Genomic DNA, 24458 nt, shown 5'->3' on the forward strand with positions numbered 1-24458 from the left:
CGGCCATGCGAGCGCTGATTTCGGCGGCCATGGACCGCAGCCGCACCACCTTGTTGCTGTTCCTGTTTCTGTTATTGGGCGGCATGGCGGCCTATCAGGCGATTCCCAAGGAATCCAACCCTGACGTCACCATACCCATGATCTATGTATCCATGACCCTGGAGGGCATCAGCCCCGAAGACGCTGAACGACTGTTGGTGCGTCCCATGGAACAGGAACTGCGATCCCTGGAGGGCATCAAGGAGATGCGGGGCAACGCCTCGGAAGGTCACGCCTCGGTGATGCTGGAGTTTGATGCAGGCTTCAATCCCGACAAAGCGTTGCAGGATGTCCGGGAAAAGGTGGATACAGCCCGCACCAAGTTGCCCCAGGAAGCCGACGAGCCCCGGGTAAATGAGATCAACGTCTCCCTGTTTCCCGTACTGTCGATCGGCTTGTCTGGCCCACTTTCTGAGCGTGAACTCATCACGATTGCCCGTCGCCTGCAGGATGCCATTGAAGCGATTCCCGAAGTGTTGGAAGTCGATATTGGTGGTGACCGCGAGGATCTTCTGGAAATCGTGGTGGATGCCCAGGTGCTGGAAAGCTACGGCATTGACTTCGACCAGCTGGCCTCTCTGGTCACGCGCAACAATCAGCTGGTTGCCGCCGGCTCCCTGGACACCGGTAATGGCCGTATGGCCCTGAAAGTGCCGGGGGTAATCGAGACCATAGAGGATGTGATGTCGATGCCGGTGAAGGTAGACGGCGATTCGGTGGTTACCTTTGGCGATGTGGCTATGCTGCAGCGTACCTTTAAAGACCCTACCGGTTTTGCCCGCATCAATGGCGAGCCGGCACTGGTGTTGGAAGTGTCCAAACGCTCAGGCGCCAACATCATTGAAACCATCGAGAAAATCCGCGCGCTGATCGACGAGGCCAGACCACGGCTGCCAGACACTCTGGACATTCGCTACATCATGGATCAGTCCGATGAAGTCCGGGATATTCTGTCTGACCTCCTGAATAACGTGATGACCGCCATCGTGCTGGTGATCATTGTGGTCATTGCCACCATGGGGCCCCGCTCCGCGTTCCTGGTGGGCCTGACCATTCCGGGCGCCTTCCTGACCGGTATTCTGGTGATCTGGAGCATGGGGCTTACCCTCAATATCGTGGTGCTGTTCAGCCTGATTCTGGTAGCGGGCATGCTGGTGGATGGCGCCATTGTGGTGTCTGAGCTGGCGGACCGGAACCTCAGCGATGGTCAGCCGGTGAAAACCGCCTGGGTAGAAGCCGCCTCGCGAATGGCCTGGCCGGTTATAGCTTCAACCGCCACAACGCTCGCCGTGTTTGTGCCCCTGTTGTTCTGGCCCGGGGTTGTGGGCGAGTTCATGAAGTTCCTGCCGATGACGGTGCTGATTTGCCTGATCGCCTCGCTGGCGATGGCGCTGGTGTTCCTGCCAGTGATGGGTGGTGTCAGTGGCGGCCGGCGTGTGCACCAGGACGCCACGGAAGGGCGGTTCATGATCATTTACCGCAGTACCCTTGGCACCTTGCTGCGCCGCCCGGGGTTAACGCTGTTGGGTGCGTTGGGAGTGATTATCCTGATTTACGCGGCCTATGGCCGTTTCAACCACGGCGTGGAATTTTTCCCGAGTGTGGAACCGGACTCTGCCCAGGTGCAGGTGCGTGCCCGGGGTGATCTATCTGTGTGGGAGCGAGACGCCATTGTGCGCCAGGTGGAGCAGCGCCTGCAGAATATGCCGGAAGTAAAAGCCCTGTATGCGCGTTCCATGCTGTCAACCAGCAGCCAGTTGGCGCCGGATGTCATCGGGGTGTTGCAGTTCCAGTTCAACGATTGGTTTACTCGCCGCACCGCCACCGACATTCTGGAGGATTTTCGGGAACGAACCAGGGACATCCCTGGTATCGAGCTGGAGTTTCGCAAGCAGGAAGGTGGCCCGGCAGAGGGCAAGCCCATTGAGCTTCAGGTCAGCAGTATGGACAGTGGCGAACTGGATGGCTACGTGGATGAATTACAGCGGCAGATGCGCGCATTGGGTGGCTTCGCCGATATTGAGGATGACCGCAGTCTGCCGGGTATCGAGTGGCGCCTGCAGGTAGACCGGGAGGCGGCGGCCCGTTTTGGTACCGACGTGTTGAGTATAGGTAGTGCCGTGCGCCTGGTCACCAACGGTCTGGTGCTGGCTACCTACCGGCCGGAAGATGTTCGGGATGAAGTCGATATAGCTGTGCGGGTACCAAACAACTGGCGGGAGCTGGACCACCTGCAACGCCAGACCATCCACACCCCGCGCGGCCAGGTGCCACTGTCGGAATTTGTCAGCCTCGAACCGGGGGATAAAACCGGCTCCATTGTGCGGGTAGACGGCCAACGCACCATCACCATCAAATCCGACGTTGCCCCGGGCCGGCGCATGGATGAGGTCTTGCGCAGCCTGCAGGCCGAAATGCCAGAGCCACCCGAGGGGGTAAGCGTTCGCTTCGCCGGTGAGAATGAAGACCAGCAACAGGCGGCCACCTTCCTGACCACAGCCTTTTTGGTGGCGGTGGGCCTGATGCTGCTGATACTGGTTACCCAGTTTAACTCTCTCTACCAGACTTTCCTGATCCTGTCGGCGATTGTGCTGTCGACCGCCGGCGTGCTGCTGGGACTGCTGGTCAACGGCCAGTCCTTTGGGGTGGTGATGGTGGGTATGGGAATCATTGCCCTGGCAGGCATTGTAGTGAACAACAACATCATCCTGATTGATACCTTCAACCAGATGAAGAAAGACGGTAAGGCAGCCTACGAGGCCGCTTTGGAAACCGGTTGCCTGCGTATGCGGCCGGTGCTGCTGACGGCCATTACCACCATTCTGGGCCTGATGCCCATGGTTCTGGGCGTCAACGTCAACCTGCTGGAGCCGTCGTTCGGACTGGGCGCCCCCTCAACGCAATGGTGGACTCAGTTGTCCAGCGCCATTGCCGGGGGCCTTGCCTTTGCCACCCTGCTGACATTGCTCCTGACGCCGGCGCTGCTGGTGTTGGGGGATAAGGCCGGCCAGACCTTTTCCAGACTGACCGGTCGCACTCAAAGCGACTAGTGCCGGATACGATCAGCCAGTTCCCGGGCCTTGCTCGCCATGGCCTCAAGTTCCGGCACGGTGCGAAGATTGTCCTCTGCGGCCTGATGCATGGCCCCGGAGGTCTCTGACACGCCGGTTACATTGCGATTGATGTCTTCACATACGCTGGTCTGTTGTTCTGCTGCCGTTGCGACCTGGGTCGTGGCATCACTGATACTGGCCATCCGGCGGTTGATTTCTGCGAGGGTACTGCGAACCGCTTCGACGGCTTCGTTGCTCTCCTGCGCTACTACTTCTGATGCGTGCATGTACTCGGTGGCATCACGGGAAGCGCCGCTGATGGCTGCAATGATCTGATCAATTTCGACGGTAGCATCCTGGGTTTTGGCGGCTAGGTTGCGGACCTCGTCGGCCACCACGGCAAAGCCTCTGCCTGCCTCGCCAGCCCGGGCTGCTTCTATCGCAGCGTTCAGCGCCAACAGGTTGGTCTGGTCGGCAATCTCCCGAATGACCCGCATCACATCACTCACCTTCTTGCCATCGTTGGCAAGCTGATTGACGGTCTCTGCCGAGCTGCGAATCTGGTTGGTCAGCCTTTGCATGCTTTCGACTGCTTTGTTGATTTGGGCATCTGCGGTGCCAGTCTCTTCCGAGGTTTGGCTCACTTCCGATGCAACCGATGCGGCGTGGCTGGCAACATCCTCGGCCGTCGCAGACATCTCATTCATGGCAGTGGCTATCTGTTCGATCCGCTGGTGGGCAAGATCGGACTGGCTGGCGATGTTATCAGCATTGGCGCGGATTAACTCGCCGGTCGTATTGAGCTGGGCGGCATTCTGGCTAAGCTGGGTGCCTGTATCGTTGAGGAACCCGTGAAGGTTCCGGGCGGCGCCCGCCAGTTTGCCCAATTCGTCAGAACGTTGCATCGTCACCGGGTCAGACAGGTCTCCCTTGCCGAGACGTGCTATCTGGGAGGTAAGTTTCTGCACCGGTCTCACAACACTGGTAACCAGCATGAAGATCAGCACGATCGTTCCAGCGACAATGGCAGCTATCAAAAGTGCGGACACGATCCAGCTGCGTTCAGTTACCGTTTTATTGAGGGTAGAGGCCACGACCAACCCATCTTCCCTGATACTCTGAGTCGCCTCCTGGATAAGACGGGCCGGCTCCCGGTCAATACCCTGCACGGCGACATCGCCAGCGTTGGCGTCAAAACCTGAGCGAGTAAAGGCCTCATAGCCCTTTCTGTAGGCGCGCCCCATCTCCTGGTGAGCCCGTTGAAAGTCGGTCAGCAAGGACTTCGCGCTGGCGGCTTCCACTGCCGGGATCAGGGAACCAAGCTGCGCCTGGATTGAGGCTTCCTCTTTCAGGAACTGTTGCCAGTACTTTTCGAGCTGATCTGCATCCGACCCCCGGATCAGCACGTTCTTCCACTCCTGAACCTGGGTTTTGAAATCTGAGAGTATGTCCTGGGCCTCGAGAGCCCTGACCATTTTGCTGCTTACCAGTTCATTGAAATCATCTTTGACTTTCAGGGAGAAGTTAAGGTACACCATCGCCACGGCAGCAACCGTCAGGTTCGTCGCCAGTATGATGACCAGGACACGGCCCAGCATACTTTTTGAATACCAGTTCATGGTTTAGGTTCCGGTTTCGGTGTTGGCTTGTTCCAGATCATTCGTTGCGGCGTTTTTATGATTGTGGCGCTATATATGTTGTTGTCATCTATATACTAAATCGGCTGGTTGAGTTGGAACATGAGACTTTCATGCCGAAAAGAATGTGAACTTTTTGTTGCAATATGATGACACCTAATCCGCTGACTGTTCTCTACCAAGACGCACAACTGCTGGCGGTTCACAAGCCGGCAGGCTTGCTGGTGCACCGAAGCCCTATCGACAAACACGAAACCGAGTTTGCCCTGCAATACGCCCGTGCGCTGAATGGCGGCGAGCATGTGTACCCGGTGCATCGCCTGGATCGGCCCACATCCGGTGTTTTGCTGTTTGCCAGAGATCCGGACACTGCCCGCGCAGTTGGCCAGGCCATGATGGCGGGCGAGGTGGAGAAGACTTATCTGGCCATGGTCCGAGGCTGGGCGCCAGAATCTGGGGTGATTGATCACCCGCTGAAAGATGAGCCGGAAGACCGGCGTTTACGTGGAACTGAACAGCCTGTGCGGGAAGCGCTCACTCACTTCCGAAGGCTGGCGACTACTGAGATTCCGGTGGCCATTGAACGCTACCCCTCCAGCCGGTACAGCCTGGTTGAGCTGTACCCGAAAACCGGCCGAAAGCATCAGCTACGCCGCCATATGAAGCACATCAATCATCCCATCATTGGCGACGCCAACCATGGCCGGGGGCGCCATAACCGGTATTTTGCTGAACGGTTTGGCGAGGGCCGGTTGATGCTGGCGGCTACCCGGCTGTCGTTGTTGCACCCGGTCTCCGGCGAAGAGCTGACACTGGTATCCGAGCCGGAAGAGAGCTTTCTCCGGGTGCTTGAAGTGTTTTCTTAGGCCTCGTTTAACAATTGGCTAAAAGTGTTTGATTAATAACCATTGTGTATCTTTTTTTGTCATTTTGCGTCGATTGGTAGTAGTGGCAGGCGCCGCGCCCAAGCTTGGTGCATACTCGTTGATAAGCACATAACTACACTAAATGCTTATACCCGAGGCCCGCTGTGCCAAGACTCTCGTTACTGCTCATTCTTGCCCTCAGTCTTCTGCTGCCATCGTCAGTGTTGGCAGAGCCGGCAACCTGGGACAAGCACTCGAAACGACTGGAACTGGCGCCCCATGTCGATTACTGGTTGGAAAACGAGCGAACCTCCTTCTCGGAGGTCACTCAGTTACCAGATGAATCCTGGACCGCCGGTGGCGACGAAAGTGCGAACTTCGGCTATAGCGATGATGTGTACTGGTTCCGTTTCCGAGTGACCAACGTTACCGGAGTGGAAGCCGTCAATTTCATGGAAATTGGTTACCCGGTCTTGGACCATATCGAAGTCTACCTGCCTGACGCCCAGGAACCTCTGCTGCTGGGCGACAAGCGGCCGTTCTACGACCGGCCCATCCACCACCGTCATTTTGTTGTGCCTTTGCTGTTGCCAGCCAACGAGACGGTTACCGTGTACCTTCGTGTGAACACCACCAGCTCCATGCAGGTGCCGCTGACACTCTGGGAGCGGGATGCGTTTTATGCTGCAGACCAGGGCCGCAGTATGCTGGAAGGTATCTACTACGGCATTGTTCTGGTGATGATCCTGTACAACCTGTTTGTGTTCATGGCCGTGGGCGAGCGCAGTTTTCTCTACTACGTTGGCTACATCACCACCATGCCCCTGTTTCTGGCCAGTCTGCACGGGGTTGGCTTCCAGTACCTTTGGCCGGAGGGCACCTGGTGGAACGATCAGTCCATCATTGTGTTTCTGAATCTGGTGATTGTCTTTGGTGGGGCCTTCAGTATCCGCTTTATCAGCGTCACCCGTGAGAATCACCCGTTGCTGAACCGGTGGACCATGGCGATGATCAAGGCCGCGGGCCTGATGGCTGGGGCAGGTCTGTTTATTCCCTACAAGCACATGATTCTGCCCACCATTCTGATCGCTGCGGTGGGCTGTTCGACCATGCTGGTGCTTAGTGTGATGCGTTGGATCAAGAAAGATCCGGCGGCTCGCTATTACACCGTTGCCTGGGTGTTCATGCTGTCTGGGGGAATTGTACTGGCCCTGAACAAGTTCACCTTCCTGCCGCGTAACCTGTTGACAGAGAATGCCACACAGGTGGGCTCGGCACTCGGTGTAATCCTGCTCTCACTGGCCCTGGCAGATCGCCTGAACCGGGAGAAGAAGCGTTCATTTGCTGCCCAGCAGAGGCTCCTGCGTGAAGAACGCAAGGCTCGCCTGGCCCAGGAAAAGTCGCTGCGGGTGCAGCAGGAGGCCAATGCCATGCTGGAGGAGCGGGTGCAGGAACGTACCCGTGATCTGGAAACCCTGAACGAGCAGTTGCTGGAATTGAATGCCACAGACCCGCTAACGGGCCTGAAAAATCGCGGGCATTTCGACAAGGCCTTCCAGTCGTCCGTGGTACATGCTTACCGGTTTGAGGAAGTGGTGTCACTGCTGGTGCTGGATATCGACCATTTCAAGAAATTCAACGATACCTACGGCCATCTGGTCGGCGACGATTGTCTGAAAATGGTGGCCCAGTGTATCAAGCGCCACGTGACGCGCCCCCAGGATCTCGCTGCCCGCTATGGCGGTGAAGAGTTTGTGGTACTGCTGCCGGATACTCCCGGAGATGGTGCCGAGCGCGTAGCAGAGCGGATTCGGAAGGAAATCGAGAAGACCGCCTTCCGGGTGTCCGGTGAAATGCTCCACCTGACCGTCAGTATTGGCGTGTGCAGTGTGTCACCGGCCCGTGCCGACGCCACCAAGGAAATCTTTTCCTGCGCAGACGAGGCGCTCTATGAGGCCAAGGGGCAGGGGCGTAATCGTGTAGTGGCCAACCGGCATCAGGGTCAGGCCATCAGTGCCACATCACCCGCGTAGCGATTATCGCCCAGGCGTGAGATGAGGGGTAGCGGATGGTCGGCTTCAAGCGCGTAAGCCAGTTCCAGCAGGGTGCGCTCATCACCGTGTCGAGCCATGAACTGAACGGAAACGGGCAGGCCCGCGTCTGTGAGTGCCATGGGTACGGAGATGGCCGGTGCCCCGGTGGTGTTGGCTAACGGAGTGAAACAGACGTATCGGGTCAGCCTATCAAACAGCTGGTCAAACGGTACTGTCGGGCTCAGGTGCCCCAGTGGCGGTGTCGTCTGGCCGAGTACCGGGGTCAGCACGGCATCGTATTGGGACATATGCCGCGCATAGTCCTGCTGCGAGCGCTTGAGCCGCCAGAGCGCCGCAGGCAATTTCCAGAGTTTCTTCCGGAACATTTTCTCCAGTCCGTTGGTCAGCCCGTCAACTTGCCGCTTATCGAACTGAGGGTGCATCAACTTGCGCCCCTGCAGTTTAACGCCGAAGGCCAGCAATCCCCAGTACAGTGCAAAGTCGTCCGGAAAAGACGCTGGAATGGGAGCATTCATCGGCTCGATGATATGCCCGAGTTTCTCGAGATAGCGGGCGGTGGTCTCCACGGTTTTGCGGGTTTTCGGATCTGTCTTGTGGCCGGTCACCGAGTCCAGAACCACTCCGATCCTCAGCTGCTTGCCAGACGGACCCTGCACATGGCCCACCCGGGGAAGGGCCGGGTTGCGTAAATACTCGTCCGCGGCTGCAATGAAGCCTGCGGAATCCCGTACAGAGCGGGTGACTACTCCGTCACTGACAATATTGATGGGCAAGGTTTTGGCGGCCTCGTTATCCACCACACGGCCCCGGGTGGGTTTTAGCCCTATCAGCCCACAGCAGGCTGCCGGGATTCGGATCGATCCGCCACCATCGTTGGCATGGGCCACAGGCACAACGCCGGCGGCCACCAGAGCCGCAGCGCCACCTGAGGAGGCGCCGGAGGAATATCGCAGATTCCAGGGGTTACGGGTGGCGGCGCCATGGGCCGGCTCGGTGGTGGCATTGAAGCCGAACTCCGGCAGCGTACTCTTGCCCAGACACAGGTAGCCCTGTGCCAGCATCTGCTCAGCGAACGGGCTGGTCTTGCTGGCGGTATTGCTGGGCACGGCCGCCGAGCCATGGCGTGTTGGCAGGCCCTGAACGTCGGTGTTGTCTTTGATGAACGTGGGTACACCGGCAAACGGGGCCTCAGGCTTTGCGAGGCTGCGAGCAAGCGAGAGGCTTCGGTCGTAATCCGTGGCAACCAGTCCGTTGATCACTGGCTGTGCCATTTCGGCCCGTTCAATGGCGGCTTTCGTGACGTCCAGCGCTGACACTTCACCTGCACGAATGCGCGCCGCCAGTGCGGTTGCGTCATCTTCGCCCACGGCATCATCACGAAAACAATGGAACGGACCTTGGTGCTCGGACTGCATGGTGTACTCCAGACTGATCAGATCGTCTAACGATAACTCACCTTAAAACGTGATGGTATGTCATTTTGGGTATCCCATCACATGCTCCGTTAAAACCCGCGAACGGGTGATTGATTCTGATCACTTTCAATAACCGGAATCAGACAGTAAGCTGATGGCCAACCTGTTGAACCAGAATGCATAGATGGATCTGATTGAACCCGCTGTCCGAACGTTTCTCGGCATCTTTTTTCTGATGATTGGCTTGCAGTTCTCCGCCAGAACACTGGGCTTATACGCCCGTATGGGGTTCAGCCACATTCATTACGGTGCCCGGGGCAAAGCGACCTGGTGGCATCGCCATATCTTCAATGTCTTTCGGGCAGCGATTCTTCTGGTGTGTCTGGCACGGATTTTTGTCGACCTGGATGACTGGCTCGGGGTATTTGCCTGGCTGTATCACTGGCCGGTCCTGTTGGCCGGTGCGGTGTTACTGCTGGCATCGTTTACGGCGGTGAACTACCTGCAGGCGTATATGCACGAAGACTGGCGCTCTGGTATCGCACCCTCTGCAGATAATGCCAGGCTACTGACTCAAGGCCCTTACAGTCGTTCCCGAAATCCGTTGTTTCTGGCGGTTATGACCGGGCAGTTGGGTTTTTTTCTGGCATTGCCCAGTGCGTTTTCGCTGGTTTGCCTGGTGGCGGGTGTGCTGGTGATTACCCGCCAGGCAAAAGAGGAAGAAAAAGCCCTGGCTCAGCGTTTTGGCCAGGACTATGAGGTTTACCGGGCAAGGGTGCCCCGCTGGTTCTGACGTCTGTCGTCAGGATGCCTGTTTTCGTGCGTCTTTGATCACATCGTAGGCGTGGCTGATTTCACGAGTGCGCTCTTCCGCCATCTCCCGCATGCTCTCGGGCATGCCGCGCCCGGCCAGTTTATCCGGGTGGTTCTCACTCATCAGCTTGCGGTAAGCGCGTTTGATCTCTGCATCGGAGGCAGAGGCGGATACCCCCAATACCTTGTAGGCGTCCTCAATCTGCTGCCCCGAGGAGTAGTTCGGGCTGCCGCCGGCATGCCCGGCATGGGCGCCGCGCAGCATGGCCTCCAGTTGGTCTACCTGGCTTTCTGGCAGGCCAAGGCCCCTGGCAATACGTACCAGCATCTCGTGCTCGGCCGGGTGTACCTGGCCATCTGCGGCCACCGCAGACACCTGAACTTGCAGGAACATCTGCAGAAAGGCGGGCTGGCGGCCGGAGTTCTGCAAAAAGCGGTTGAGCTCCGCGTCCAGGTCGAAATCCGGTTGCTTGCCACGGTTGAAGGCGTCCCGGGCGATGGCTTTTTGCTCTTCGTTCAAACGAAACCGTTCAAACATCGCCTCCGCCAGTTTAATCTCGTCCCGGGTCACCACGCCGTCGGCCTTGCACAGGGCGCCCATGACGGCAAACACGGATTCAACGAAGTTGTTTTGCAGGCTCTGAATCTTGCCTATCAGCCGGCTCTTCATCCGCTGGAAAAGGAATGCGCCAATGGCAGCCCCCACCAGAAATCCCGGAAACCGGCCAAAGGCATAACCGATCAGGCCTCCAAAAATCATTGCGAACAGCATTCAGACATCCTTTGAGAGTAAATCAGTCTGTAGAATATACGTGTTTTTGGTCAGAGCTTCATGAACTGGCTTTCATCCACCGAATCAATCTGTTCCGGCCGCAGGTGCTGTTGTGCGTAGGTTAGCCAGATGCGGGACTGCAAAAACAGGTTGAAGGTGTCTTTGTCCAGATGCCCCTTGTCCACCATACCGGCCATCAGCGCCAGGGATTCAGAGAGGGTTTTACCCCGTTTGTAGGGGCGGTCGACGGCGGTGAGTGCTTCAAATACATCGGCAATGGCCATTATTTTTTCTGGAACCGTCATGTCCTGGCCCGACAGGCGGCATGGATAGCCTGTGCCGTCTATTCGCTCGTGATGGGTGCCGGCGAGCCTCGGCACGTTGGCCAATCGATCGGGCAGTGGCAGCGCATCCAGCATGCAGATGGTCTGCACTATATGCTCGTTGATCTTGAATCGCTCTTCCTCAGTCAGGGTGCCATAACGCACCGTGAGGTTGTGCAGTTCCCCCCGATTGTAGGCGTGTTCCGGCAACTTCATATCGAAACCCCAGCGGTTACGGGGGTCGTCTTTGCGCACCGGGGGAATATTGTCGCCCCAGCTGCGCAAGTGGCCTGGTTTGTCTGTCAACAGCGTTTCCATTACTGGCAGCTCGGGTGCCGGCTGTTGTTCAAGAGCCTGCTGTTCGTCGTCGGACAAACCCAGGCGATCATTGAAGTTTCGCAGCCAGGTGCGGTTGCCAATCTCGCGAATGTGCGCCACGTCTTCATCTGACATGGATTCGCTGCCCTGATTAACCTGGGCCAGAAAGGAAAATTCTTCCTGCAGGACCTGGTGCAATTGATCCCGTTGTTGTCTGGCCTGATTCTCATTGTCGCCGGCCAGGCATGCCCGCAGGTAGTGGATTTCGGCATCCCGGTGTAGAACCTCAAAACGGGTGCGGATTTCATGTATCCGGTTGTGAATGGTTTCTAGCTTGACTGCCTTATCAACCACATATTCCGGGCTGGTAATCTTGCCGCAGTCGTGTAGCCAAGCTGCCAGTCGGAATTCATAACGTTCGTCTTCGGTCATCCTGAAGCGGGCAAACGGGCCGTCGCTGGCGGACTCAGCCTGATCAGCCAGCATCTGTGCCAGCTTGGGCACCCGCTCACAGTGGCCTCCGGTGTAAGGTGATTTGGCGTCGATGGCGTTGGCCACCAGTTGAATGATGCCGTCCAGCAGGGCCTGCTGGCTTTCGATCAGCTCACGGGTTTCGATGGCAACGGCGGCAGAACCGGCAATCTCGTCAACAAACTGGATCAGGTCATCGCTCAGTTCTGTTTTGTCTCCGTGCTCGATCTCGATAATCAACACGCCAATCAGTTTGCGGCGGCGGTTGCGGAGAATGGCAAACACTGAGTGGCCCGGAATGTGGCTGCGCAGAATACGGATCAGTTCGTTGTCATCGGCGGCAGGGGGGATAGACCTGAGTGCACTGGGTATTTCAAGGCCGCCATTCACGGTCAGTTCGAGTTTTTGATCGTGAATGTTGAACAGGTAGATCGCACCGCGTTTCTGGCCCACGATACTGACGATCTGCTCGAGAATATCCTGCAGCAGCTGGTTCAGGTCCTGGCCGCGGTTCAGTACGGTGGAAATGTTCTGGAAGCTGCGGATGGTATGGGCCATCTCGTCCAGCGCAATGCCCAACTGCGACGCCTCACGGATGTGAGACTCGGAACGAACCTTGGTGTCGAAACGGAAGCGTGACAGCTGGCTGACTCTGTCTGTCAGTTGCTCCAGCGGCTTGCCCACCTGGCGCCCCAGAAACCAGCCGATGACCAGCAACAGCAGGGCGATGGCGCCGGCAATGAGGGTTTGCCTGGCCAGTGCTGCCCAGACTTCTGCAAGCAATTCATCCGAGGGAATGGCAATAACTATCGACAGCGACTCATTCGGCAGGGCGTCCAGTGCCACGGCAACACCGTACCAGTCGCGCCCTTCTGCGGAAAAGCCACCGACGCCCTTCTCCTTCTGCTGAAGCCGGGCGGTTTGGATAACGGCACCGGCCTCGTCCTCAAACTCTGAACTGGCCAGCAACTGTCCACGATCATTGGTTATGGCCAGTTGGCTACCGGGTGTCTGGCGCAGTTGCGAGAGCTGGGCGCCGAGATCGGTCACCGTGACGTCAATGCCGAGCACCGTGGAAGGCTGCGCATGGGCCCGCTGCGACAGTGTCAGCCCGGTTTCCTGAGTGGTGAAGAAGACGTATGGGGCGGATAGCTGCAGTTCGCTGACGCTCTGGGCTGCCTGATACCATGGGCGTTGGCGGGGATCGTAGTCATAACTTTCCAGCACCCGATGCTCGATCAGGTTTAGACCCTGATCGTAGAAACGCCATATCCCAACCCGTTGCTCATCTTCCCGTTCGAGGCTTTGCAACAGGAAGTGACTGCCAGTGGGAGCATCCGGAAACTGCACGGCCCCCGAACTGCTCAAGGTGCGGAAGAGAAAGAAATCGCCGTCACCAAAACCGGCGTAAATAGCACTGACGATGGGGCTGCTGGACAGAATATCGGCCAGCACTGGCAGTCGGTCCAGCCGTTCATCCAGGTTGGTTGCGCCCGTTAACGGGTCATGTCGGAGCACTGCCAGGGCGGTGGAGGGCGGCTGGGTAATGGCGTTGATACGGTCATCCACGCTGGTGGCCAGTTGCCGTGCCGTGGCCTCTGCCGCCGTTAGTTTGGCCTGCTCCATGCCTCTGAAACTCTGGCCCACCAGCACCAGGGTGAGCATGAGCATGCCCAGGGTTATGGCGGACGCGATCAGAAAAGCGAGCGAAACCTGTGCGGTCTGGCGGTTCGGCAGCATGGGCGAGCCTTAAATGGAAAACAGGTATTCTAAGTGTAGACCCTGACCGCCGAGGTGTTTTGAATGTTGATGAAAATGATCAGGTTATGACAACAGATCTGTTTGATTTCAGTGATGGTGAACCATGGCAGGAACCGGTGGGTGAGGGCGTTGTGGTATTGCGCCGGTTTGCCCGGAATACGGCCCCGGATCTGATGCAAGCCATCGGAGAGGTGGCCAGCAAAGCACCGTTTCGGCACATGGTAACGCCGGGTGGCCACAGCATGTCGGCCGCCATGACCTGCGCCGGCGAACTGGGCTGGGTGACCGACCGGTCGGGTTACAGGTACCAGTCCACCGATCCGGAATCTGGTCTGCTCTGGCCTGAGATCCCTGAGTCTTTTAAAGAGCTGGCGCGGAACGCCGCCGAGGCAGCGGGGTATCGGGGGTTTGTGCCGGATGCCTGCCTGATCAACCGTTATCAGCGCGGTGCCCGCATGGGGTTACACCAGGACAAAGACGAGCAGGAATTCTCCTGGCCCATTGTCTCCGTTTCCCTCGGTTTGCCAATAACCTTCCAGTTTGGCGGCCCAAGACGCTCAGACAAACCTGTGAAAATCCCGTTGGAGCACGGCGATGTGGTGGTTTGGGGAGGGCCTGCCCGGTTGTTCTATCACGGCGTGCTGACGCTCAAAGCGGGCCACCACCCTTTGACGGGCTCTTGCCGTTACAATCTGACCTTTCGTCGGGCCGGCCGAATGTCACTGCAGCCAGGCGATCAACAGCCCGGCGGCAAGGGATAACACCATGGGGCCTGCCACCAGTAAACCGGTTCGCCGGTTGCCTATCGTCCACGCCATGCCGGATTTCACCAGATTGTTTACTGCGGCCGCGATGACAATGCCGAGCACGGCCGTATTCATTCCCAGGCCATCATTAGACATACGTGTCAGGGAGAGGGTGATGGCATCGACATCGGCCACACCGGAAGTAGCGGCCAAGGCATAGATGCCGGCGTCACCGAAGCTGTTCTTGAGAAACTCACCCAGCACCAGGATGGCGGTTAGCAGCAGGCCGAACACCAGGGCTGAAGAAAGGTCCAGCGGGTTCTGGCTCAGGCTTGGCTGGCTGACCTGGAACTGGCGTGAGTGTCGCGTCCAGATCAACAGGGCCGGGCCATAAAGCAGCATGGTCATCACCGCGACGGGCCATATCAGGCTGGGCAGAAGCGCTGTATTGATGATCAGGCAGTACACCAGGATACGTGGGAACATGGTGCCGCAGGCAATCAGAATGCCGGCGGCGAACTGAGGGTTGAAGTCCGGATTTTTCGAGGCCTGCCTGGAAAAGTGCAGGGTCAGGGCGGTAGATGAACTGAGGCCGGCGAACAGACTGGTAAACAATATGCCCTTGCGGGCACCGGCGACCCGGATGGCGAAGTAACCGACGAAAGAGATGGAGGCAATCAACACAACCATCCACCAGATTTCCCTGGGATTGAGGACTCCACCTGGGCCCATGGTGGTGTTGGGCAATAATGGCAGCATTACCACGGAAATCAGAAGCAGCTTGAGAGCCGCATCCAGCTCATGGGCCTGCAGCTTTTGCACCCAGCCGTGAATTTCTTCCTTATTATCGAGAATGATGGCGGTTATCACTGCTGCTGCAGTTGCCATGACCGGGTCTACGGCCACCGCGATGGCGCCGAAACAGAAGGTCAGCAACATGCCTACCATACCGGTGATGCTGAAGTTGCGAATGTGCTCCAGCCTTTCGCTGTAGGCCACCAGGCCAATGGCCGCCACGCTGACCAGCATCACCGGAAAAGCCCAGACCGTGATCTCCAGGGCCAGCACTGCAGAGATACCTCCCAACAGGCCAATCAGGGCAAAGGTACGAATACCGGCGATGCGCTCTCCTGATTTCTGTTCCCGGGCATCCCAGCCCCGTTCGATGCCTATGATGGCGCCTAGCAATAGGGCGATGGTGAGGTTAATGGTGGTCTGGTTTGCCGCGATAAACAGGTCTGCCACATCGTCCACAGGTAAAAATCCCAGGGTTTGAAGGTATCGGACACCTATTCTAGGCAATTGGCAGGCGCTGATGCATCTCTTTGGTGCGGTAAAAAGTCTTACCTTACTTTTCAGGGCCGCTTCTGGTAAGCTTCGCCGCCCCGATTCGACAGTAGTCTGACTTTCATTAAAGCGAAGCATTCCATAACCGTGACGATCCTTCCGCCATAGCGTTCATGCTCCCTTAACTGGCCTCGCCCAGACTTCTTTTCAGGTTTCCTGATACCCGCCCGTGCCCGAGTGCATGGCAGCCGTTTATTTTTCATTGTTCAGTTGGATATCCCCAATCATGGTGCAATCACTAAAGCAAAACTGGTTTTCCAATATTCGAGGCGACCTGCTCGCCGGTATCGTTGTTGCCCTCGCGCTGATTCCGGAAGCCATTGCCTTCTCCATCATTGCCGGCGTAGACCCGAAAGTCGGGTTGTATGCCTCTTTCTGTATCGCCGTGATCATCGCCTTTGTGGGCGGCCGGCCGGGCATGATCTCGGCGGCAACCGGTGCCATGGCCCTGCTGATGGTGACCCTGGTCAGGGAGCATGGCCTTGAGTACCTGCTGGCGGCAACCCTGTTGACAGGTGTGATCCAGATTGCCGCAGGCTACCTTAAACTGGGTGGATTGATGCGCTTTGTGTCCCGGTCTGTGGTCACGGGGTTTGTGAATGCCCTGGCCATCCTGATCTTTATGGCCCAGTTGCCGGAGCTCACCAACGTGACCTGGCACGTTTATGCCATGACGGCGGCCGGGCTGGGTATTATCTATCTGTTTCCACTGTTGCCCAAGGTCGGCAAGATTCTGCCCTCACCACTGATCTGTATCGTTGTCCTGACCGGTGTTGCCATGGCCCTGAACCTGGATATCCGAACTGTCGGCGATATGGGCGAGCTACCGGACACCTTGCCCATCTTTCTGTGGCCTGATGTGCCACTGAACCTCGAAACCCTGATGATTATCCTGCCTTATTCTATCGCACTGGCGGTTGTTGGCTTGCTGGAATCCATGATGACCGCCACGATTGTGGACGACCTGACCGACACCAACAGCGATCGTAACCGTGAGTGCAAGGGCCAGGGTATTGCCAACATCGGTTCTGGTTTGCTGGGAGGCATGGCAGGCTGCGCGATGATTGGCCAGTCCATCATCAACATCAAATCCGGTGGCCGTACCCGGTTGTCTACCCTGTCCGCAGGCGTGTTTCTGTTGATTATGGTTCTGGTGCTGGATAAATGGCTGGTGCAGATTCCGATGGCAGCACTGGTGGCGGTTATGATCATGGTATCCATCGGTACGTTCAGCTGGGGTTCCATCAAGAACCTGAAAGAGCACCCTTTGTCCACCAACATTGTTATGGTGGTGACGGTAGTCGTAGTGGTTGCGACCCATAACCTGGCCTTCGGTGTTTTGGCGGGTGTGCTGCTGGCGGCGCTGTTCTTCGCCAACAAAGTGGGTCACTACATGCTGGTTACATCCGAGCTGGATGAGAGCACCGACACTCGCCGCTACACCGTGGTAGGCCAGGTGTTCTTCAGTTCATCAGAAAAGTTCCTGGAATCCTTTGACTTCAAAGAAGCAGTCGATAATGTGGTGATAGACCTCAGCCGTGCCCATTTCTGGGACATCACAGCGGTTGGCGCCCTGGACAAGGCGGTGATCAAGTTCCGCCGGGAAGGTTCGGATGTTGAGGTGATTGGCCTGAATCAGGCCAGTGCTACCATCGTTGACCGCTTCGGCGTGCATGACAAGCCGGATGCTGTCGACAGCCTGATGGGGCACTGAACATGACTGAGGCCAAAGAAAACGCGATGATTCAAAGCCATAATAAAAATCAAAATGACCAGCAAGGCGAGGCAGATATGTTACGAGTAGTGGCCTGTATCGATGGCTCCCGGGCAGCACCTGCAGTATGCGATTACGCAGCCTGGGCCAGCCGGCACATGGAAACGCCCCTGATGCTTTTGCATGTTCTGGACGAAGAACGCTACCCGGCGGAGCCGGATCTGGCGGGCAACATCGGGCTTGGCAGCCGTGAGCAGTTGCTGGACGAACTTGCGCAACTGGACCGAAAGCGGGCCAAACTGGCGCTGGAGCACGGCCATCACATGCTGGATGAAGCCGAAACCAGGGTGAAGGCCGCCGGTGCGGAGGAGGCCGTCAAGCGCCAGCGCCACGGTAATCTGACTGAGTCTCTGGTGGCCCTTGAGAAAGAGACCCGCCTGTTTGTGATGGGGCTGCACGGTGAAAGCAGTTCTGACCGTGATATCCACATCGGCAGCCAGCTGGAAACCGTCATCCGAAGTGTGCATCGCTCCATCCTGCTGGTGCCGGATGACTATAGTGAGCCGAAAAGTGCCATGCTGGCGTTCGACGGCAGCCCCACCGCTTTCCGAGGGGTGGAACTGATTGCCCAGAGCCCGGTACTCAAAGGCATGCCCCTGCATCTGGTGATGGTTGGCCCGGATACCGCCGACCGCTGGGAACAGCTCAAGCAGGCAGAGCAGATGTTGTCCGGGCTGGGTGTCGATATCACCCTGGCCATTCGCGCGGGGGATGTGGAGCCTACATTGCACGCGTATCAGGCGGAACATGACATCGACATTTTAGTCATGGGCGCCTACGGCCATTCCAGAATTCGCCAGTTCCTGGTGGGCAGTACCACCACAACCATGCTGAAAACCGCTAAAAAACCACTGGTTATCATTCGCTGACAAGGAATCCCCCGGCCATGCTGACCCGGCAAGTAGTCCCGTTGATCACCAGGCTGAGCCTGTTATTGTTTGCGGGGCTGCTTGCCGGCTGCGCAAGGGGATTGCCGCCGGTCGACCATGGCCCGGTTTTGGCGGTATCCTCGGTGGCAGACTCCTTCACAACGGATCAGCGCCGGATGCACCTTGATCCCGAATCCCGACTCTCTGCGTTTGGGCTGCTCGACACGGGCCGCGATGCCTTTGTGGTTCGCAGCGCCCTGATTGAAACCGCCAGTCAGCGCATTGATGCCCAATATTACATCTGGAACGACGATGCCAGCGGCCGGTACCTGGCTGGCCGCCTGGTAGCCGCTGCAGACCGGGGCGTGCAGGTTCGCCTGTTGCTGGACGACATCAATGTGGCCGGCAAGGAATCCCTGTTTGCCATGATGGAGGCCCACCCTGCCATCAGCATCCGGATTTTCAATCCCTCTCCTTCCCGCAAGGGCGTTGGCCGTTGGTTGTCGTTTATCACCGACTTCGACCGCATCAACCGGCGCATGCACAACAAGACCTTTGTGGTGGATGGCAATGTAGGGATCACCGGCGGCCGCAACATTGGCGATGAGTACTTTGATGAACACCTGGAACTGAATTTCCGGGATCGCGACGTCATGGTGCTCGGGCCGCTGGCTGGCGCCATGACCGATAACTTTGAGGCCTACTGGCAAAGCCCGTGGTCCTACCCGCTGGGGCAATTGTATGAGCTGCCGGAATCGGAGCGTGCGGGTGACCGCTTGTCCGGACTCAGCCGTGCCACCACCGAGCCGCTGCCTTTTACTGCGTCGGTACCCCAGGGCAGGAACCAGGCGGAATCCCTGCTGGCAGGGTGGTTCGCTGACATGGTGAAGGCGGAGGCCGAGCTGGTGTTCGATCCGCCACCGGAAGACCTGGAAGCGCCGGCAGACAAACCGCGAAACACCGCAAAGGCCCTGTTTGATCTGATCGAATCGGCCCGCAAGGAAATTCTGATTGAGTCTGCCTACCTGATTCTGGCAGACGAGCAGCTGAACGGGCTGGACAATCTGGGCAACCACGGGCTGAAGGTGGCGGCGATCACCAATTCGCTGGCCACCAATGATCTGGTCACCAATCATTCCGGCTACGCCCGTTGGCGGCGTGAGATGCTGGAGCAGGGCTTTGACCTGCACGAGCTGCGACCCGACGCACCCGCCTGTAAACGTTGGGTGGCCAACGAACAGGCCTGCGATAGCGGTGTGGTCAGTCTGCATTCCAAAGCCGTGGTGTTTGACCGGGAAACGCTGTTTATTGGCTCGTTTAACGTGAACCTGCGTTCTATCTACCTCAACGGCGAAACGGTGCTGGTGATTCGCAGTCCGCAACTGGCGCGCGCGGTAGCCGAAGATATTGAGCGCGCCATGGCGCCGGAGAACAGCTGGCGGGTGAGCCTGAACGAGCAGGGTAGCCTGGTGTGGCAATCCCGGGATGGGGAGGTTTATCAGGAACCCGAGACCGGATTCTGGCGCCGGGCGGCTTCCCGGATGTTGTCCTGGTTGTCGATCGAGAAGTATCTCTGAGGCCATTCAGGCCACGTTGCCCGCCGCCACGCCGGAGGCCCACGCCCACTGGAAGTTATGCCCGCCCAGGTGGCCGGTAACGTCCACCACTTCCCCGATAAAGTACAGGTTCGGGTGATCCAGGGCCGCCATGGTTTTGGAGGATAGCTGGCGAGTATCCACTCCGCCCAGCGTTACTTCGGCGGTTCTGTAGCCCTCGGTACCTGCCGGCTTGATGGTCCAGTTGCCAAGCGTGCCGGCAACCTGTTCCAGTTCCTGGTTGCGATACCCCTGCAGGGGGCCGCTCCATCCGTGCAGCTCGTTGAATGCCTGGGCGAATCGTTTCGGCAGGTGCTGGTTCAGATAGTGCGCGATGGTGGATTGTGGCTTGCTGCTGCGCAGGGCCAGCAGGTCTTCGTGAATGTTCTCAGCCGGCAACAGGTTGATGTGTACCGCATCGCCCGGCTGCCAGTAACTGGATACTTGCAGCATCGCGGGGCCGCTCAGGCCCCGATGGGTTACCAGCATGGGTTCCCGGAAGTGCTGCTGGTGGCAGTGGGCATCGACAGGGCAGCTAACGCCAGATAACGGCGCCAGTTGCTGTTTCAGCTCCGGGTGCAGGGTGAAGGGCACCAGCCCCGCGCGGGTGGGCAGCACGCTCAAGCCAAACTGTTTGGCAATCTCGTAACCGAATCCAGTGGCACCCATGGTGGGAATCGATAGTCCACCACAGGCGACAATCAGGGATTCGCAACCGAGTGTGCCGCCGCTGGTCTTCAGGGAAAAACCGGAGCCCTGCTGGCGGATGCCGGACACCGACGTGTTCATACGGATCTCGGCGCCGGCCCATTCGCACTCGGTCAGCAGCACATTGAGAATGTCCTTTGCGCTGTCTTTGCAGAACAGTTGCCCCGGCGCTTTCTCTTCATACTCCACCCCGTGACGGTCCACCAGCTCTACAAAATCCTGCGGCGTATAGCGCTTCAGGGCCGAGATGCAGTAGTGCGGGTTGTCTGAGAGAAAGTTCGCAGGTGTGCTGTTCAGGTTGGTGAAATTGCAGCGGCCACCGCCAGACATCAGGATTTTCTTGCCCGGCTTGTTGGCATGGTCGATCACCAGCACCTTGCGGCCGCGATAACCGGCGGTGGCCGCGCACATCAACCCGGCAGCGCCTGCGCCGATGATGATGACATCGTACCGGGATGTTGAATCTGCCATAGAGCTGCCCACCACTAATTGAAAATGGCGGGCAGTATATCAGCCTCAGGGCAGGTAAACGGACCCTTCCATATAAAACGCCGCCTGGCCGGCGATGGCTACCCGGTCACCTCTGAGCTCGCATCGCAGAACGCCACCGCGTGCAGAGAGTTGGCGGGCTTCCAGGGTTTGTTTGCCGAGCTGTTCAGCCCAGTAGGGCACCAGCACGCTGTGGATGGAACCGGTTACCGGATCCTCGTCGATACCCGCTCCGGGGGCGAAGTAACGGCTGACGAAATCGCACTGGGTTCCCAGCGCGGTAACGATCAGCCCCTGATTGCCCAGTTCTGCCAGCAACGCCAGGTTCGGGGCAGCTTTGGTTACCGCAGCTTCCGAGTCCAGAACCACCATGTAGTTGGTGTCATTAGGCACGTAGAACGCCCGCTCGGGGGCGTTTGGCAGCGCTTTCCGGATTAACTCTGGCGTTGGCCCGGATTGAAAGGCCAGGTTGGGAAAGTCCAGTTCCAGCCAGTCATCGGAACGGCGAGTAACCGCCAGGGGGCCGCTTTTCGACTGGAAACGAACCGTATCCCGCTGCCAGTCAAGACGATTGAACACCACCCAGGCAGAGGCCAGGGTGGCGTGGCCGCACAAGGGAACCTCCACTGTCGGGGTGAACCAGCGCACGTGAAAGTCGCCGTCATCCTGCTCCGGGAGCGGCACCAGGAAAGCGGTCTCGGACAAATTGTTCTCCAGCGCGATGGCCTGCATCTGTTGCTCCGGAAGCCAGCTGTCCAGGGGCATCACCGCCGCAGGGTTTCCCCGGAACAGTTCATTGGTAAAAGCATCCACCTGGTAGATATTGGTCTTCATGGGTTGTCCTTGTGGGTTGTTAGTAAAAGGCGTCTGGCTGGTGAGACTGAGATTCCATGTAGCTCCTGCTCACTGTAACAGTGAATCTCGGGCAGCGGCGCGGCGCCCCGAAGAACCCAGTGACGGTTGCCAACAGGTATCACACGGATGCCCTCACGGGCCAGGGCCTGCAGGGCTGTCATCAGTGTGCCGGCGGCCGGCGTGCCCTCTGTGGCATAGAGACCCAGCACATCGTTCCGGGTGGCGCGGTGAACGGGGCGCGTTGAACGCGAGTCGGGTTTTGGGATGGTTGCCGTTGCCATGATGAAACTCCTTTTCTGATTCAGGAACCATTATTGGTTTCATCGGATTTCCATAACAGATTCAGATACAGTGTTATTGAATCGGTACAGATGCAGAAAAATGGAAACTGTACTGCCTGAAAAGTTGGGAAACTGTACTGCTCATCGTGGCGCCGGTTCTGTTGGAATAGAACGCAGAGAGGACAGCACTGGAGAGAACAAAAATGGGAATGCTCTACAACCAGGTGGCGGACCAGCTCCAGGCGCTGATCCTTGATGGTGTATACCGGGAAGGGGAGCGTGTGCCTGGTGTGCGGGTATTGAGCCGGCAGTTCGGTGTCAGTATTTCAACCGTGCTACAGGCCCACCAGACTCTGGAAGCACGTGGTTACCTGCAGGCCCGGGAACGCAGCGGATATTTCGTGCGCCGGCCAGCCCGAGACTTGCCGGAACCAAGAATGACGGAACAGCGCAGCCGTCCGGTACCGGTGTCTGCCCGGGAAATGACCCTGGACCTGTGTGCCGACGAACAAAAGCGCATGGTGCCTCTGGCCACAGCCATTCCGCACCCGGACTACCTGCCGGTCCGGCAGATTCAGCAGAGCACGTTATGGGCGGCGAGGCGAGGCCTGGAAACCCTCGACTATGCGTTTCCCGGTAAGGAATCGTTTCGGCGCCAGATTGCGCAGCGAATGGCCACCATCGGAGTGCCCGTTGCACCAGATGATGTGCTGGCCACCAACGGAGCCCAGGAGGCCATCATTCTGGCCCTGCGGGCGGTGACCCAGCCCGGGGATATCGTCGCCGTGGAGTCACCCTCGTTCCCCGGCATCCTGCAGGCGCTGGAAGTGGTGGGCCTGCGGGTGATTGAAATCCCCACCCATCCGTCAGACGGCATCAGTCTGGAAGGCCTGCAGCTTGCCCTGGAACAGTGGCCCTTGAAAGCCTGCGTGGTGGTGCCAAACCACAGCAATCCCATGGGTGCCCGGATGAGCGACGAGCGCAAACAACAGCTGGTTTCCATGCTGGCGGCCGCCGGGGTGCCGTTGATTGAAGACGATATCTACGGCGACCTTTTCCATACCGGCGAGCGCCCGCGCCCGGCCAAGGCCTTTGACCAGGCCGACAACGTGATTTACTGCAGCTCCTTCTCCAAAACCATCTCGCCGGGCCTTCGGCTTGGCTGGATGATCCCTGGCCGACATATGGCCGCCGCCCGGCAGCACAAGTATTTCGTGAATCTGGCGACATCGACCATCCCACAACTGGCGGTGGCCCATTTCCTGGAACAGGGTGGCTATGACCGTTACCTCCGCTCGGCCCGGCAGCACTACAAAGAGTCAACAGACCGGCTTCGCTCGGCCATTGCCAGAACTTTTCCGGAAGGGACAGCGGTGAGCCGGCCCCAGGGCGGATTTGTGCTCTGGGTTCAGCTGCCGGAGGGGGTGTCGGGTACCGAGGTTTACCAACGGGCCCGGAGGGAAAACATCAACGTGGCCCCGGGGCTGATGTTCTCCACCGCCAACAAGTTCGACAATTGCTTGCGGCTGAACGGCGGCAATCCCTGGACCGGCCGGATTGAAGCCGCGGTTGATCGGCTGGGCGCCATCGCCCGGGAAGTACAGTCCGGGGTCAGCCCGGACCGGTTCTGAGATTTGCCGGGTTCAGCAGTCCCGCTGCGATGGCAATGCCGGTGACATCCGGCAGCCGCTCGGCGCCCAGGCGTTTCATTACCCTGGCCCGATACAGGTCGATGGTTTTGACGCTGACGTCCAGTTGTTCGGCGATTTCCTTGCTGGTGTAGCCTTGGGCCAGGGGCAGAAAGACATCCCGTTCCCGGCGGGTGAGGGTGCTGATCAGCGCTTCGGTATCGGCATCGGATCGAACGGGTGGCTCGGGCTCGGCGGGTGCCTGCAGCGCCTGCTGCACGCTGTCCAGCAGTAGCTGCTCGTTGAAAGGCTTCTCGATAAAGTCGAAGGCGCCGGATTTGAAGGCACGGACCACGATGGGCACGTCGGCGTGGCCGGAGACAAAAATGATCGGAATCTCCAGCCCCCGTTTTTGCAGTTCTTCCTGAACATTCAGCCCGCCAAGGCCGGGCATCCGGATATCCAGAATCACGCAACCGGGGCGTTGGCCTTCCACGGCGTCGAGAAACTGCCGACCATCACTGTAGGCTTTGACTTCAAGCCCGACCGATTCCAGCAGCCATTGGGTGGACTCCAGCATACCGGCATCGTCATCAACTACGTAAACGGTGTTGGCGTTTGACTGGGTGGTACCAGACATCGGG

General features: G+C 58.3%; 18 protein-coding genes. 9 read left to right on the plus strand and 9 right to left on the minus strand.

Annotated elements, in window-relative coordinates; genetic code table 11:
- Positions 1 to 5: 5 nt before the first annotated feature.
- Complete coding sequence (locus tag ACTZWX_RS15750; protein ID WP_444714725.1) at positions 6 to 3089, plus strand: efflux RND transporter permease subunit; 3084 nt, start codon at positions 6 to 8, stop codon at positions 3087 to 3089.
- Here ACTZWX_RS15750 and ACTZWX_RS15755 read toward each other — a convergent pair.
- On the minus strand, positions 3086 to 4711 hold the full coding sequence (locus tag ACTZWX_RS15755) for a methyl-accepting chemotaxis protein (RefSeq protein WP_444714726.1): 1626 nt from the start codon (positions 4709 to 4711) through the stop codon (positions 3086 to 3088). The two genes, ACTZWX_RS15750 and ACTZWX_RS15755, sit on opposite strands and share 4 nt — an antisense overlap.
- A gap of 167 nt (positions 4712 to 4878) precedes the next feature.
- On the opposite strand from ACTZWX_RS15755, the gene ACTZWX_RS15760 reads away from it, so the two are divergent.
- Positions 4879 to 5595: a pseudouridine synthase gene (locus ACTZWX_RS15760; RefSeq protein WP_444714727.1), complete on the plus strand. Its 717-nt coding sequence runs from the start codon at positions 4879 to 4881 to the stop codon at positions 5593 to 5595.
- Positions 5596 to 5759: 164 nt separating this feature from the next.
- Entirely contained in the window at positions 5760 to 7628 is a 1869-nt protein-coding gene (locus ACTZWX_RS15765; protein ID WP_444714728.1) for a sensor domain-containing diguanylate cyclase, read from the plus strand.
- Here ACTZWX_RS15765 and ACTZWX_RS15770 read toward each other — a convergent pair.
- A complete protein-coding gene (locus tag ACTZWX_RS15770) occupies positions 7598 to 9064 on the minus strand; it encodes an amidase (protein WP_444714729.1) in 1467 nt (488 codons plus the stop codon). The two genes, ACTZWX_RS15765 and ACTZWX_RS15770, sit on opposite strands and share 31 nt — an antisense overlap.
- A 184-nt stretch (positions 9065 to 9248) precedes the next feature.
- On the opposite strand from ACTZWX_RS15770, the gene ACTZWX_RS15775 reads away from it, so the two are divergent.
- On the plus strand, positions 9249 to 9857 hold the full coding sequence (locus ACTZWX_RS15775) for a methyltransferase family protein (RefSeq protein WP_444714730.1): 609 nt from the start codon (positions 9249 to 9251) through the stop codon (positions 9855 to 9857).
- A gap of 9 nt (positions 9858 to 9866) precedes the next feature.
- Here the strand turns inward: ACTZWX_RS15775 and djlA are convergent, their stop codons facing one another.
- Both djlA and ACTZWX_RS15785 read right to left on the minus strand, forming a co-directional pair.
- Complete coding sequence (gene djlA / locus ACTZWX_RS15780) at positions 9867 to 10649, minus strand: co-chaperone DjlA (protein ID WP_444714731.1); 783 nt, start codon at positions 10647 to 10649, stop codon at positions 9867 to 9869.
- Between the two features lie 50 nt (positions 10650 to 10699).
- Complete coding sequence (locus ACTZWX_RS15785) at positions 10700 to 13501, minus strand: HD domain-containing phosphohydrolase (protein ID WP_444714732.1); 2802 nt, start codon at positions 13499 to 13501, stop codon at positions 10700 to 10702.
- 86 nt (positions 13502 to 13587) lie between these two features.
- On the opposite strand from ACTZWX_RS15785, the gene alkB reads away from it, so the two are divergent.
- Positions 13588 to 14283 carry a DNA oxidative demethylase AlkB gene (gene alkB / locus ACTZWX_RS15790; protein WP_444714733.1) on the plus strand — a complete coding sequence of 232 codons (696 nt, stop codon included), beginning with the start codon at positions 13588 to 13590 and terminating at the stop codon, positions 14281 to 14283.
- On the opposite strand, the gene ACTZWX_RS15795 is transcribed toward alkB, so the two are convergent.
- Positions 14242 to 15522: an MgtC/SapB family protein gene (locus ACTZWX_RS15795; RefSeq protein ID WP_444714734.1), complete on the minus strand. Its 1281-nt coding sequence runs from the start codon at positions 15520 to 15522 to the stop codon at positions 14242 to 14244. The two genes, alkB and ACTZWX_RS15795, sit on opposite strands and share 42 nt — an antisense overlap.
- Before the next feature lie 319 nt (positions 15523 to 15841).
- Between ACTZWX_RS15795 and ACTZWX_RS15800 the strand changes: the two genes are divergently transcribed.
- From ACTZWX_RS15800 to ACTZWX_RS15810, 3 genes are read left to right on the plus strand one after another with little or no spacing between them, the layout of a single operon-like run.
- On the plus strand, positions 15842 to 17329 hold the full coding sequence (locus ACTZWX_RS15800) for a SulP family inorganic anion transporter (RefSeq protein ID WP_444714735.1): 1488 nt from the start codon (positions 15842 to 15844) through the stop codon (positions 17327 to 17329).
- A gap of 2 nt (positions 17330 to 17331) precedes the next feature.
- Positions 17332 to 18258, plus strand: a complete 927-nt coding sequence (locus tag ACTZWX_RS15805; protein ID WP_444714736.1) for a universal stress protein — start codon at positions 17332 to 17334, stop codon at positions 18256 to 18258.
- Positions 18259 to 18275: 17 nt separating this feature from the next.
- On the plus strand, positions 18276 to 19835 hold the full coding sequence (locus ACTZWX_RS15810) for a phospholipase D family protein (RefSeq protein ID WP_444714737.1): 1560 nt from the start codon (positions 18276 to 18278) through the stop codon (positions 19833 to 19835).
- 6 nt (positions 19836 to 19841) lie between these two features.
- Here the strand turns inward: ACTZWX_RS15810 and ACTZWX_RS15815 are convergent, their stop codons facing one another.
- Genes ACTZWX_RS15815 through ACTZWX_RS15825 form a run of 3 tightly spaced genes read right to left on the minus strand, consistent with a single transcriptional unit; the run spans position 19842 to position 22186 of the window.
- Positions 19842 to 21032: an NAD(P)/FAD-dependent oxidoreductase gene (locus tag ACTZWX_RS15815; RefSeq protein ID WP_444714738.1), complete on the minus strand. Its 1191-nt coding sequence runs from the start codon at positions 21030 to 21032 to the stop codon at positions 19842 to 19844.
- 45 nt (positions 21033 to 21077) lie between these two features.
- Entirely contained in the window at positions 21078 to 21884 is an 807-nt protein-coding gene (locus ACTZWX_RS15820; RefSeq protein ID WP_444714739.1) for a PhzF family phenazine biosynthesis protein, read from the minus strand.
- The gene (locus ACTZWX_RS15825) at positions 21881 to 22186 is read right to left on the minus strand and encodes a hypothetical protein (RefSeq protein ID WP_444714740.1); all 306 of its coding nucleotides are present in this window, start codon (positions 22184 to 22186) and stop codon (positions 21881 to 21883) included. The genes ACTZWX_RS15820 and ACTZWX_RS15825 overlap by 4 nt, the downstream gene beginning before the upstream one ends.
- Before the next feature lie 203 nt (positions 22187 to 22389).
- Between ACTZWX_RS15825 and ACTZWX_RS15830 the strand changes: the two genes are divergently transcribed.
- Positions 22390 to 23817, plus strand: a complete 1428-nt coding sequence (locus ACTZWX_RS15830; RefSeq protein ID WP_354444133.1) for an aminotransferase-like domain-containing protein — start codon at positions 22390 to 22392, stop codon at positions 23815 to 23817.
- Here the strand turns inward: ACTZWX_RS15830 and ACTZWX_RS15835 are convergent.
- Entirely contained in the window at positions 23798 to 24454 is a 657-nt protein-coding gene (locus tag ACTZWX_RS15835) for a response regulator transcription factor (RefSeq protein ID WP_152437642.1), read from the minus strand. The two genes, ACTZWX_RS15830 and ACTZWX_RS15835, sit on opposite strands and share 20 nt — an antisense overlap.
- Between the last annotated feature and the right edge of the window lie 4 nt (positions 24455 to 24458).

Source organism: Marinobacter sp. NSM, assembly GCF_052380025.1.
In the GTDB taxonomy this organism is placed as follows: domain Bacteria; phylum Pseudomonadota; class Gammaproteobacteria; order Pseudomonadales; family Oleiphilaceae; genus Marinobacter.